Annotated in this window: 9 protein-coding genes; all 9 read left to right on the top strand. The window is 67.6% G+C overall.

All coding sequences use genetic code 11. From position 1 onward, the window contains the following. The first annotated feature begins 196 nt into the window (after positions 1 to 196). The 9 genes from ngcE (at position 197) to ACGFR9_RS03290 (ending at position 12,386) form a co-directional block, all read left to right on the top strand. Positions 197 to 1,660, top strand: coding sequence for an N-acetylglucosamine/diacetylchitobiose ABC transporter substrate-binding protein (gene ngcE / locus ACGFR9_RS03330; RefSeq protein WP_393202444.1), 1,464 nt, complete (start codon positions 197 to 199; stop codon positions 1,658 to 1,660). A 77-nt stretch (positions 1,661 to 1,737) separates the two neighbouring features. Next, positions 1,738 to 2,667 carry a carbohydrate ABC transporter permease gene (locus ACGFR9_RS03325; protein ID WP_393202442.1) on the top strand — a complete coding sequence of 310 codons (930 nt, stop codon included), beginning with the start codon at positions 1,738 to 1,740 and terminating at the stop codon, positions 2,665 to 2,667. 15 nt (positions 2,668 to 2,682) lie between these two features. Continuing rightward, complete coding sequence (locus ACGFR9_RS03320; RefSeq protein ID WP_393202440.1) at positions 2,683 to 3,618, top strand: carbohydrate ABC transporter permease; 936 nt, start codon at positions 2,683 to 2,685, stop codon at positions 3,616 to 3,618. A 229-nt stretch (positions 3,619 to 3,847) separates the two neighbouring features. Next, positions 3,848 to 5,059 carry an ROK family transcriptional regulator gene (locus ACGFR9_RS03315; protein ID WP_030212727.1) on the top strand — a complete coding sequence of 404 codons (1,212 nt, stop codon included), beginning with the start codon at positions 3,848 to 3,850 and terminating at the stop codon, positions 5,057 to 5,059. Positions 5,060 to 5,193: 134 nt separating this feature from the next. After that, positions 5,194 to 6,294 carry a sugar ABC transporter substrate-binding protein gene (locus tag ACGFR9_RS03310; protein WP_393202438.1) on the top strand — a complete coding sequence of 367 codons (1,101 nt, stop codon included), beginning with the start codon at positions 5,194 to 5,196 and terminating at the stop codon, positions 6,292 to 6,294. Positions 6,295 to 6,476: 182 nt separating this feature from the next. Next, positions 6,477 to 7,268 (top strand): ATP-binding cassette domain-containing protein, encoded by a 792-nt coding sequence (locus ACGFR9_RS03305; RefSeq protein ID WP_311643329.1) that lies wholly within the window; start codon positions 6,477 to 6,479, stop codon positions 7,266 to 7,268. Further along, positions 7,265 to 8,557 (top strand): sugar ABC transporter permease, encoded by a 1,293-nt coding sequence (locus ACGFR9_RS03300; RefSeq protein ID WP_030212724.1) that lies wholly within the window; start codon positions 7,265 to 7,267, stop codon positions 8,555 to 8,557. Before ACGFR9_RS03305 ends, ACGFR9_RS03300 begins: the two co-directional genes overlap by 4 nt. Before the next feature lie 225 nt (positions 8,558 to 8,782). Beyond that, the gene (gene dxs, locus ACGFR9_RS03295) at positions 8,783 to 10,714 is read left to right on the top strand and encodes a 1-deoxy-D-xylulose-5-phosphate synthase (protein ID WP_393202436.1); all 1,932 of its coding nucleotides are present in this window, start codon (positions 8,783 to 8,785) and stop codon (positions 10,712 to 10,714) included. Positions 10,715 to 10,862: 148 nt separating this feature from the next. Further along, positions 10,863 to 12,386 (top strand): amino acid permease, encoded by a 1,524-nt coding sequence (locus ACGFR9_RS03290; RefSeq protein ID WP_393202434.1) that lies wholly within the window; start codon positions 10,863 to 10,865, stop codon positions 12,384 to 12,386. The last annotated feature ends 5 nt before the right edge of the window (positions 12,387 to 12,391 follow it).

Genomic DNA, 12,391 nt, shown 5'->3' with positions numbered 1-12,391 from the left:
AGACCGGAGGTGAACCTTGCATTCGATCTTGCTCCGTCGGCGGGAAGTGGACTATACCTGTCGGCACTCCGGGGCATCTTCACCGCACCCGACCACGTACCAGCCGCACTTCCTGCACGACCCAGCTTGACCCGAACGCGGTGCCGGGGAGGATCCGGTTCACCGCCTGAGTCCTGGAGAAGGCGAGGACTTGAGCATGGGATCCACTTCCGCCGAGAACGACGGCACCGGTTCCACCGAGAACAGCACGGCCGGCGTCGGGCGCCGCGCACTGATCAAGCGGTCCGCCGCGCTCGGCCTGGTTTCCGTACCGGCGATGAGCTTCCTGTCCGCGTGTGCCAGCGGCGGCGGGGACGACAACTCCGGTGACAACGAGGGCAAGACGTCCGAGTCCAACCCGTTCGGCGTCAAAAAGGGCAGCAAACTCGACGTCGTCATCTTCAAGGGCGGTTACGGCGACGACTACGCCAAGGCGTGGGAAGCCGCGTTCAAAAAGCAGTGGGACGTCACCTCCGTGCACACCGGGACGCAGGAGATCACGGGCAAGCTCCAGCCCCGGTTCAACGCGGGCAACCCGCCGGACATCGTCGACGACTCCGGCGCCCAGCAGATCCCGATCGACGTCCTGCACAAGAACGGCCAGCTCCTCGACCTCGCCGAGGTACTGGACGCGCCGTCGGTCGACGACCCGGACACGAAGGTCCGCGACACCCTCATCCCCGGCACGCTCGACGCCGGCATGCAGGAGGGCAAGGTCGTCGCCCTCAACTACATCTACACGGTGTGGGGTTTGTGGTACTCCGGCAAGCTCTTCGAGGAGAAGGGCTGGGAGGCGCCCAAGACCTGGGACGACTTCCTCGCGATCTGCAAGGACGCCAAGTCCGAGGGCATCGGCGGCCTCGCCCACCAGGGCAAGTACCCGTACTACATCAACGTCGCCATCATGGACCTGATCGCCAAGAAGGGCGGCCTGGACGCCATGAAGGCGATCGACAACCTCGACCCCAAGGCGTTCGTCGGCTCCGCCGCCGCACAGGAGGCCATCGAGGCGGTCTACGAGGTCGTCGAGAAGGGCTATCTGATGCCCGGTACGAACGGCCTGACCCACACCGAGTCGCAGACCCGCTGGAACCAGTACAAGGCCGCCTTCATCACCAGCGGTTCCTGGCTCGAGAACGAGCAGCTCAAGACGACACCGGAGGACTTCGACATGAAGTTCCTGCCGATGCCGCTGCTGCCGGACAGCGCGCTGCCGTTCGACGCGATCCGGGCCGGCTCCGGTGAGCCCTTCATCATCCCGGCCAAGGCCAAGAACCTCCCCGCCGCCAAGGAGTTCATGCGCAGGATGCTCTCCAAGGAATGGTCGACGCTGTTCGCCAAGGAGGCGAACTCGCTGACCATCCTCAAGGACGGCGTCGACCCGAACGTCCAGCTGCGTCCGGGCACCCAGTCCACCGTCGAGGCCTCCAAGGCGGCCGGCGACAACACCTTCCGCTTCCTGTACACCGAGTGGTACAGCGAGATGGGCACCGCCATCGAGAACGCCTCCAACGAGCTGATGGCCAAGCGCATCCAGCCCAAGGAATGGCTCAAGCGCGCCCAGGCCGCGGTCGACAAGCAGGCCAAGGACCCGGCCTCGAAGCAGAACCACCGCGACTGATCTCGCTCGACCGACCGCACTCCGGGCCGGGAGGCGACTCCCGGCCCGAAGCGGCCACACCCAGGGGCAGGAACGCCATGCGCAAAGGGCAGCACCGGTTCGTCGCGGGATTCCTCTTCTTTCCCGTGGTGCTCTATCTGATCTTCGTGATCTGGCCGTACATCCAGACGTTCGGTTATTCACTGACCGACTGGAAGGGCCAGTCGCAGACCTTCAGTTTCGTCGGCCTGGACAACTACACGGCGTTGTTCGAGGACGACGTCTTCATGGGTGCCATCTGGCACAACATCCTGTTCCTGGTGTTCATCCCGGTGATCACCATTCTGCTCGCGCTGTTCTTCGCCTTCATGGTGAACGCGGGCGGACGCGGACGTTCCGGAGGTGTCTCGGGAGTCGCCGGATCGAAGTACTACCGGGTCATCTATTTCTTCCCGCAGGTGCTGTCGCTCGCCATCATGGCGGTGCTCTTCGGAGCGGTGTACCGCAGCGACGGCGGCGGAATGCTCAACGGCGTCCTGATCAAACTCGGGCTCGTCGACCCGGACAGCCCGGTGGAATGGCTGAACGAGCCGAACTTCGTGCTGTGGGCACTCGTCGCGGTGGTCGTCTGGCACGGCGTCGGCTTCTATCTGGTGCTGTTCTCCGCCGCCATGCAGTCCATTCCCCGGGACATCTACGAGGCCGCGCTGATCGACGGCGCCGGCCGCGCCCAGTCCTTCTTCCGCATCACCCTGCCGCTGCTGTGGGACTCCGTGCAGACCGCCTGGGTCTACCTCGGTATCGCCGCCATGGACATGTTCATCCTGGTCTCCACCATGACCGCGGGGGACTACGGCGGCGGCCCCGACCACCACAGCGAGGTCATGTCGACCGTGATGATGCGGAACTTCCTGCTGTACGGCCGGAGCGGCTACGCCTGCGCCATGGGCGTGGTCATGCTGCTCCTCACCCTGATCGTGTCCGTGGTCATGCTGCGCGCCACCCGTCGCGAGCGCATCGAGTTCTGAGGCGGAGTAACGACGATGAGCGCACCCCTCAAGGAATCCGCCCCCACCGGGGGCACCACCCCGCCCCCGCCTCCGGTGACCAAGGGCACCGTCCGCCCCGGCGACCGGCGCGGCGAAGGCGTCGTACTGAACGCCTTCTCGCACGGCTTCCTCGTCGTGTGGGCGGTGCTGATCGTGCTGCCGCTGCTGTGGCTGGTGCTCAGCTCCTTCAAGACCGACACACAGATCGGCGCGTCCGCCTTCGGCTGGCCGCAGAACTGGGACCTGGGCGTGTTCTCCCGCGCCTGGGACAAGGGCATCGGGGACTACTTCACCAGCACGGTGATCGTCCTCGTCATGTCCGTGCCGCTGACCATGCTCCTCGGCTCCATGGCGGCGTACGTACTGGCCCGCTACGAGTTCTGGGGCAACCGCCTGCTGTACTACTTCTTCGTGGCCGGCGCGATGTTCCCCGTGTTCCTCGCCCTGGTGCCGCTGTTCTTCATGGTCAAACGGCTCGACATGCTGAACACGTACCACGGCCTGGCGCTGGTGTACGTCGCCTACTCGCTGCCGTTCACGGTGTTCTTCATGCACGCCTTCTTCCGGACCCTGCCCTCGGCGGTCTTCGAGGCGGCGATCCTCGACGGCGCCTCGCACACCCGGACCTTCTTCCAGGTCATGCTGCCGATGGCCAAGCCCGGACTGCTCAGCGTCGGCATCTTCAACACCCTCGGCCAGTGGAACCAGTACATCCTGCCGACGGTGCTGATGCAGCCGCAGAGCGGGGACGATCCGGAACGCTATGTGCTGACCCAGGGGCTGATCCAGCTCCAGCAGCAGCAGGGCTACGCCTCGGACCTCCCGGTGCTCTTCGCCGGCGTGACCATCGCCATGGTGCCCATGCTGGTGGTCTACCTGTCGTTCCAGCGGCAGGTGCAGGCAGGACTCACCTCCGCCACCCTGAAGTGACGGCCGGTACCGCCGCGGGACGACCGATCGGTACGGCCTTGAAGTGACGCACCGGAACGCCTCGCACACGCGCCGCTCCCGCCCCAGGGAGCGGCGCGTGTCGCTGTGTGCATGGACCCGGAAACGGTTCAACCTCTTGACGGGAGGCAACCCGAACGGCTCATCTTAGAGTTCACTAGTTGGACATGAGGGGCCTCACCGAAGCGGCCCCCGCGCGCAGGAGGTCGTCGTGGAGACTCCGGGGTCGCAGTCGTCGCTGCACCGAGCCAACCTGGAGCGGGTCGTCCGGGCAGTACGTCTTGCGGGTTCGCTCACCCAGGCCGAGATCGCGAGGACGACCGGCCTGTCCGCGGCCACGGTCTCCAACATCGTCCGGGAACTGAAGGACGGCGGGACGGTCGAGGTCACCCCCACCTCGGCGGGCGGCCGCCGGGCGCGCAGCGTCTCGCTCAGCGGGGACGCCGGCATCGTGATCGGGGTCGACTTCGGACACACCCATCTGCGGGTCGCGGTCGGGAACCTCGCCCATCAGGTCCTTGCCGAGGAGTCCGAACCGCTGGATGTGGACGCCTCCGCGGACCAGGGCTTCGACCGGGCGGAACAGCTGGTCAAACGGCTGATCGAGGCCACCGGTGTGGACCCGTCCAAGGTCGCCGGCGTGGGTCTCGGTGTACCGGGGCCGATCGACGTGGAGTCCGGGACCCTGGGCTCGACCGCGATCCTGCCCGGCTGGACCGGCACCAGGCCCGCCGAGGAGCTGCGGGGGCGGCTCGGCGTACCGGTGCACGTGGACAACGACGCCAACCTCGGCGCCCTCGGCGAGATGGTCTGGGGCAGCGGCCGGGGCGTGCGTGATCTTGCTTACATCAAGGTGGCGAGCGGTGTCGGCGCCGGCCTGGTGATCAGCGGGAAGATCTATCGCGGTCCCGGCGGCACCGCGGGCGAGATCGGGCACATCACGCTCGACGAGTCCGGTCCCGTCTGCCGCTGCGGCAACCGGGGCTGCCTGGAGACCTTCACGGCCGCGCGTTATGTGCTTCCCTTGCTCCAGCCCAGTCACGGCACCGACCTCACCATGGAGGGCGTCGTACGGCTGGCACGGGACGGAGACCCCGGCTGCCGCCGGGTGATCGCCGACGTGGGCCGCCACATCGGCAGCGGGGTCGCCAATCTCTGCAACCTGCTGAACCCGAGCCGGGTGGTCCTCGGCGGTGATCTCGCCGAGGCCGGTGAGCTGGTGCTCGGACCGATACGGGAGTCCGTCGGCCGCTACGCCATCCCCAGCGCGGCACGTCAACTGTCCGTTCTCCCCGGGGCACTTGGGGGCCGTGCGGAGGTGCTCGGAGCGCTCGCCCTGGCACTGAGCGAGATGGGTGATTCGACCCTTCTGGACGGAACCGCGACGGGGTCCCTCACCGTGGCGACCCCTGCCTTCACTTAGAGAACGGATGGCACCGTTGCCATCTCGTTAAGGATTTACTTCTTGACGTCGCACGTGTGGCCGAGTTGACTTCCAGCCACCTCGGCCGCAACGACGCGGCCTCGTCAGGGAGGTTCCTAGAAGTGAACACGCGTATGCGTCGTGCTGCCTTTGCCATCGCCGCCGGTGCGATGGCCGTCTCGCTCGCCGCTTGTGGCAGCGCCGCCGAGTCCGGCGACAAGAGCGACTCCGGCGACTCCGCCGCGAAGGGCGATGACATCAAGGTCGGTCTGCTCCTGCCGGAGAACCAGACCGCGCGGTACGAGAAGTTCGACAAGCCCTTGATCGAGAAGAAGGTCAAGGAGCTCACGAACAACAAGGGCGAGGTTGTCTACAACAACGCCAAGCAGGACGCCAGCCTGCAGAACCAGCAGGTCGAGACGATGATCACCAACAAGGTGGACGTTCTCATCATCGACGCCGTGGACGCCAAGGCCATCGCCGGCTCGGTGAAGAAGGCCAAGGACGCGGGCATCCCGATCGTGGCCTTCGACCGCCTCGCCGAGGGTCCGATCGACGCCTACACCTCGTTCGACAACGTGACCGTCGGCAAGACGCAGGGCGAGGCCCTCCTCAAGGCCCTGGGCGGCAAGGCCAAGGACGGCCAGATCGTCATGATGAACGGGTCCTCCACCGACCCGAACGCCGCGCTCTTCAAGGAAGGCGCGCACTCCGTCCTCGACGGCAAGGTGAACGTCGGCCGCGAGTACGACACCAAGGAGTGGAAGCCGGAGAACGCCAACTCCAACATGGAGGGCGCCATCTCCGCCATCGGCAAGGACAAGATCGTCGGCGTCTACTCCGCCAACGACGGCATGGCGGGCGGCATCATCACCGCCCTGAAGGCCGCCGGCATCGACGACATCCCGGTCACCGGCCAGGACGCGGAGCTCGCGGGTGTGCAGCGCATCGTCACCGGTGAGCAGTACATGAGCGTCTACAAGCCGTACCCGCAGGAGGCCAACATCGCCGCGGAGATGGCCGTGCTGCTGGCCCAGGGCAAGTCGCTGGACTCCATCGCCAAGGACAAGGTCGACAGCCCCACCACCAAGGCCGTCCCCTCCGTGCTCGTCCCGGTCGTCTCGCTGACCAGCGAGAACATCAACGACACCGTGATCAAGGACGGCATCTACACCGTCCAGGAGATCTGCACGGACAAGTACAAGGCCGCTTGCGACAAGATCGGCCTCAAGTAAGCAGTCACCCCCTCCCGTGACACACGAGAGAGTCCGTGCCCCGGACTCCCCGCACGGGACCGACTGCCACACGCTCCGCCGGCGCCCCGCACACACCAGCCCCGCAAGCTACGCGGGGCGCCGGACGGAACACCCCCCCAGTTTCTCTGCACAACCTCCCGCCGGGTCAGGCGGCGAAGGAGATGGTTCACGTGTCCGCTACGCCCGTGCTGGCGTTGCGCGGGGTCTCCAAGCGTTTCGGTGCCGTCCAGGCGCTCACCGACGTAGAGCTTGAGGTCCACGCCGGTGAGGTGGTCGCCCTGGTGGGCGACAACGGCGCCGGAAAGTCCACGCTGGTCAAGACGATCGCCGGCGTGCATCCCATCGATGAGGGATCCATCGAGTGGGATGGCAAGTCCGTCCAGATCAGCAGGCCGCACGACGCCCAGAACCTGGGCATCGCGACGGTCTACCAGGACCTCGCGCTGTGCGACAACATCGATGTCGTCGGCAACCTCTACCTGGGCCGGGAGCTCCGCAGGCGCGGAGTCCTGGACGAGGTGGAGATGGAGCGCCGCTCCCGCGAGCTCCTCGACACCCTGTCGATCCGCATCCCCAGCGTCCGCATCCCGATCGCCTCCCTCTCCGGCGGACAGCGCCAGGTCGTGGCCATCGCCCGGTCCATGCTCGGCGAGCCGAAGCTGGTGATCCTGGACGAGCCCACCGCCGCCCTCGGCGTCGAGCAGACCGCACAGGTCCTCGACCTCGTCGAGCGGCTGCGCGAGCGCGGCCACGCCGTCATCCTCATCAGCCACAACATGGCCGATGTGAAGGCCGTGGCGGACAAGGTCGCCGTCCTGCGCCTCGGGCGCAACAACGGCGTCTTCGAGGTCAAGTCGACCTCGCAGGAAGAGATCATCTCCGCCATCACGGGCGCCACGGACAACGCCGTGACCCGTCGTGCGGCGCGCACCAATGGGGAGATCAAGAAGTGAGCACCGAAAAGACCTCCACCCCCACCGGGGACCACGCCGTCGAGAACCCCGAGGCGGCCGCCGCGGCCGTCACCGTGGTCGACCCCCGGCTGCTGGTGCGCGAGCAGGGGCTCGCGGGCTACTGGAACGAGTTCAAGCGGAAGATGAAGGCCGGTGACCTCGGCTCCATCCCCGTCGTGGTCGGCCTGCTGATCATCTGGGCCATCTTCACCAGCCTGAACTCCAACTTCCTCACCGCCGGCAACTTCTCCGACATGTCCGTCGCCATGGTCGGCACGGGCATGATCGCCGTCGGTATCGTCTTCGTCCTGCTGCTCGGCGAGATCGACCTGTCGGTCGGCTCGGTCAGCGGTGTCGCGGGCGCGGCCTTCGCGGTCATGAACGTCACCCACGGCATGAACGAGATCCTGGCCCTGGTGCTGGCGATCCTCACCGGCACGGTGGCCGGCGCCGTCCACGGCTTCATCTTCGCCCGCATCGGCGTCCCGGCCTTCGCCGTGACCCTGGCCGGCCTGCTGTTCTGGCAGGGCTTCATGCTGCAGATCCTGGGCAGCAACGGCACGATCAACCTCGACTCCGAGGGCATCGTCGTCAAGCTGACCAGCTACTACTTCAGCGATGTGGCCGCCGCCTACGGTCTGGCGGTCGTCGCGACCGTGGGGTACTTCCTCCTCGCGTTCTTCGACAACCGCCGCCGCGAGGCCGCCGGAGTGCCGTCCCGTCCGCTGAACGAGATCATCGTGCGGACCGTACTGCTCGCGATCCTGGCGTTCGCCGCCGCGATCGTCTTCAACCAGTACAAGGGCCTGCCCCTGGCCGTGGTGATCTTCCTCGTGTTCCTGGTGTTCACGGACTTCGTGCTCCGCCGCACCGCGTACGGCCGCAAGGTCTTCGCGCTCGGCGGCAGCGTCGAGGCGTCCCGCCGCGCCGGTATCAATGTCGAGATGGTCCGTATCTCGGTCTTCGCGATCGCCGGTACGTTCGCCGCGATCGGCGGTCTGTTCGTCGCGTCGAAGATCGCCTCCGCCAACCAGGGCGCGGGTACGGGTGAGTTCCTGATGAACGTCATCGCCGCCGCGGTCATCGGTGGTACGTCGCTCTTCGGTGGGCGCGGCCGTACGTGGGACGCGCTGCTCGGTGTGATGGTGATCATCTCGATCACGTACGGGCTGGCGCTCGAGGGCATCGCCTCGCCGGTGCAGTACATGATCACCGGTGGTGTTCTGCTGGCGACCGTGGTCATCGACGCGGTCACCCGGAAGACGCAGAAGACGGCGGGGCGCGCGTAGGAGCTGCGCTGCGGGTCCGCTGTGGCTTGTCGCGCAGTTCCCCGCGCCCCTTGAGGGTGTGACTGTGCCCGGTGCCTTGTAGGCGCCGGGCACAGTCGTGTCGATTGTGGGTACTGCTGATCGGGTGATGTATGACGCACGGCCCGGGGACCGTACGGTTGAGCGGAACATTAGACTCGTCCCGCCCGGCAACAGCTCGATCAGCTCTACTGCAAGGAGGCACGGGTGCCGCTGCTGACCCGCATCAGGGGACCGCGCGATCTGGACCGGCTCAGCCTGGAGGAGCTCGACCAGCTGGCCGGGGAGATCCGGACCTTCCTCGTCGAAGCGGTCTCCAAGACCGGCGGCCACCTCGGCCCCAACCTCGGTGTGGTGGAGCTCACCCTCGCCCTGCACCGGGTCTTCGAGTCGCCCACGGACAAAGTGCTCTGGGACACCGGCCACCAGTCCTACGTCCACAAGCTGCTGACCGGCCGGCAGGACTTCTCCAAGCTGAAGATGAAGGGCGGCCTGTCCGGCTACCCCTCGCAGGGGGAGTCCGAGCACGACGTCATCGAGAACAGCCACGCCTCCACGGTGCTCGGCTGGGCCGACGGCATCGCCAAGGCCAACCAGATCAAGAAGCGCGACAGCCACGTCGTCGCGGTCATCGGTGACGGCGCGCTCACCGGCGGCATGGCCTGGGAGGCGCTGAACAACATCGCCGACGCCAAGGACCGCCCGCTCGTCATCGTCGTCAACGACAACGAGCGCTCCTACTCGCCCACCATCGGCGGCCTGGCCAACCATCTGGCGACCCTGCGCACCACCGACGGCTACGAGCGCTTCCTGACCCGCACCAAGGACCTCCTGGAGCGCACCCCGGTCGTCGGACAGGCCCTCTACGACACCCTGCACGGCGCCAAGAAGGGCCTCAAGGACTTCATCGCCCCGCAGGGCATGTTCGAGGACCTCGGTCTGAAGTACGTCGGCCCGATCGACGGCCACGACATCGAGGCCCTGGAGTCCGCCCTCACCCGCGCCAAGCGGTTCGGCGGCCCGGTCATCGTGCACTGCCTCACCGAGAAGGGCCGCGGCTACCAGCCCGCCCTCCAGGACGAGGCCGACCGCTTCCACGCCGTCGGCAGGATCCACCCCGACACGGGCCTGCCGATCGCCAGCTCCGGCGCCGACTGGACGAGCGTCTTCGGCGAGGAGATGGTGAAGCTCGGCGAGGAGCGCGACGACATCGTGGCCATCACCGCCGCCATGCTCCAGCCGGTCGGCCTCGACCGGTTCGCCAAGCGCTTCCCCGACCGGGTCTACGACGTCGGCATCGCCGAGCAGCACGGCGCGGTCTCCGCGGCCGGTCTCGCGCACGCCGGGGTGCACCCCGTCTTCGCCGTGTACGCCACCTTCCTCAACCGCGCCTTCGACCAGGTGCTCATGGACGTGGCCCTGCACCGGTGCGGTGTGACGTTCGTGCTCGACCGGGCCGGTGTCACCGGCACCGACGGCGCCTCCCACAACGGCATGTGGGACATGTCGATCCTTCAGGTGGTCCCCGGCCTGCGGCTCGCCGCCCCGCGCGACGCCGACCAGGTCCGCGCCCAGCTCCGCGAGGCCGTCTCCGTCGAGGACGCCCCCACCGTGGTGCGCTTCTCCAAGGGCGCCGTCGGCCCGGCCGTACCGGCCGTGGGGCGCGTCGGGGGCATGGACGTCCTGCGCGAACCCGGCACCGACACCCCGGACGTGCTGCTGGTGTCCGTGGGCGCCCTCGCGCCGATGTGCCTGGAGATCGCCGCGCTGCTCGACCGGCAGGGCATCTCCACCACCGTCGTCGACCCGCGGTGGGTCAAGCCCGTCGACGAGGCCATGGCCCCGCTCGCCGAGAAGCACCGGGTCGTCGTCACCGTCGAGGACAACTCGCGCGTCGGCGGCGTCGGCTCCACCATCGCGCAGGCGCTGCGCGACGCCGGCGTCGACGTACCGCTGCGCGACTTCGGCATCCCGCCGCGCTTCCTCGACCACGCCTCCCGCGCCGAGGTCATGGCCGAGATCGGGCTGACCGCCCCCGACATCGCCCGCCAGGTCACCGGTCTGGTCGCGAAGCTCGACGGCGGCTACGGGCGCTCCGCCGCCGAGGCGGTCGACTCGGTGGAACCCGCCCGCGACTGACCCCGCGACACACGTCGCCCGGATGGGCCGCCCGTGCCACCGTGAAGAGTGGCGCGCGCGGCCCGTCCGCGTGAAAGCGCCCGCGCCGGGGCATACGAGGTACGCCCCCTCTCGATCATGTCGAGGACGACAAGCGTGGGAGGTTCCCGTGACAAGCCCCCTCTTCCGGACGAAGAAGGTAGAACAGTCCATCCGCGACACCGAGGAACCCGAGCATGCGCTCAAGAAGTCCCTCTCCGCGCTGGATCTGACCGTCTTCGGTGTCGGTGTCATCATCGGCACCGGCATCTTCGTCCTCACCGGCACGGTCGCCAAGGACAACGCCGGGCCGGCCACGGCCCTGGCGTTCGTGGTGGCCGGTGTCGTCTGCGCGCTCGCCGCGCTCTGCTATGCCGAGTTCGCCTCCACCGTGCCGGTGGCGGGTTCCGCCTACACCTTCTCGTACGCCTCCCTGGGTGAACTGCCCGCCTGGATCATCGGCTGGGACCTCGTCCTGGAGTTCGCGCTCGGCACGGCGGTGGTGGCCGTCGGCTGGTCGGGCTACATCCAGTCGCTCATGGACAACGCGGGCTGGCAGATGCCCGCCGCGCTCGGCAGCCGCGAGGGCTCCGACGTGTTCGGGTTCGACATCCTCGCCGCCGCACTGGTCCTGGTGCTCACCGGCATCCTCGTCCTCGGCATGAAGCTGTCCGCCCGGGTCACCTCGGTGGTCGTCGCCATCAAGGTGACCGTGGTCCTCGTGGTGATCATCGCGGGTGCCTTCTTCATCACGAGCGACAACTACGACCCCTTCATCCCGGACTCCAAGCCCGTCCCCGCCGGGGACAGTCTCGATTCGCCGCTCATCCAGCTGATGTTCGGCTGGGCCCCGGCCAACTTCGGTGTGATGGGCATCTTCACCGCCGCCTCGGTGGTGTTCTTCGCCTTCATCGGTTTCGACATCGTCGCCACGGCCGCCGAGGAGACCAGGAACCCGCAGCGCGACATGCCCCGCGGCATCCTCGGCTCCCTGCTCATCTGCACGGTGCTGTACGTGCTGGTGTCGATCGTCGTCACCGGTATGCAGCACTACACCGAGCTGTCCGTTGACGCCCCGCTGGCGGACGCCTTCAAGGCCACCGGACACCCGTGGTTCGCGGGCTTCATCAGCTTCGGAGCCGCCGTCGGCCTGACGACCGTATGCATGATCCTGCTGCTCGGGCAGACCCGGGTGTTCTTCGCGATGAGCCGCGACGGACTGCTGCCCCGGTTCTTCTCCCGGGTCCACCCCCGGTTCCGGACCCCGCACCGGCCGACGATCCTGCTCGGTGTCGTCATCGCGATCGTCGCCGGCTTCACCCCGCTGAACGAGCTGGCCGCGCTGGTCAACATCGGCACCCTGTTCGCCTTCGTCATCGTCGCGATCAGTGTGATCATCCTGCGCCGGACCCGGCCCGACCTGCACCGCGCGTTCCGCACCCCGTGGGTGCCGGTGCTGCCGGTCGTGTCGGTCGCCGCGTCGCTGTGGCTGATGCTGAACCTGCCCACCGAGACATGGATCCGCTTCGGCGTCTGGATGGTGATCGGTGTCGTCGTCTACTTCCTCTACAGCCGCACCCACAGCCGGCTGGCCCGCGGTGAGGCGGAACCCGGGACGCCGCTGGGATCGTCCGGCGGCCCGGGCTCCCGCTGAGCCGG

Origin of the sequence: Streptomyces sp. NPDC048584 (assembly GCF_043199595.1) — a bacterium.
Taxonomy (GTDB): Bacteria; Actinomycetota; Actinomycetes; order Streptomycetales; family Streptomycetaceae; genus Streptomyces; species Streptomyces edwardsiae.
The sequence above is the reverse complement of the archived record's forward strand: the minus strand, read 5'-3'. Positions and strand labels throughout refer to the sequence as shown.

What these genes read in the sequence shown, in the direction of transcription:
- ngcE (WP_393202444.1), top strand. Translation starts at nt 197, where the DNA reads ATGGGATCCACTTCCGCCGAGAACGACGGCACCGGTTCCACCGAGAAC.
- ACGFR9_RS03325 (WP_393202442.1), top strand. Translation starts at nt 1,738, where the DNA reads ATGCGCAAAGGGCAGCACCGGTTCGTCGCGGGATTCCTCTTCTTTCCC.
- ACGFR9_RS03320 (WP_393202440.1), top strand. Translation starts at nt 2,683, where the DNA reads ATGAGCGCACCCCTCAAGGAATCCGCCCCCACCGGGGGCACCACCCCG.
- ACGFR9_RS03310 (WP_393202438.1), top strand. Translation starts at nt 5,194, where the DNA reads ATGCGTCGTGCTGCCTTTGCCATCGCCGCCGGTGCGATGGCCGTCTCG.
- ACGFR9_RS03305 (WP_311643329.1), top strand. Translation starts at nt 6,477, where the DNA reads ATGGTTCACGTGTCCGCTACGCCCGTGCTGGCGTTGCGCGGGGTCTCC.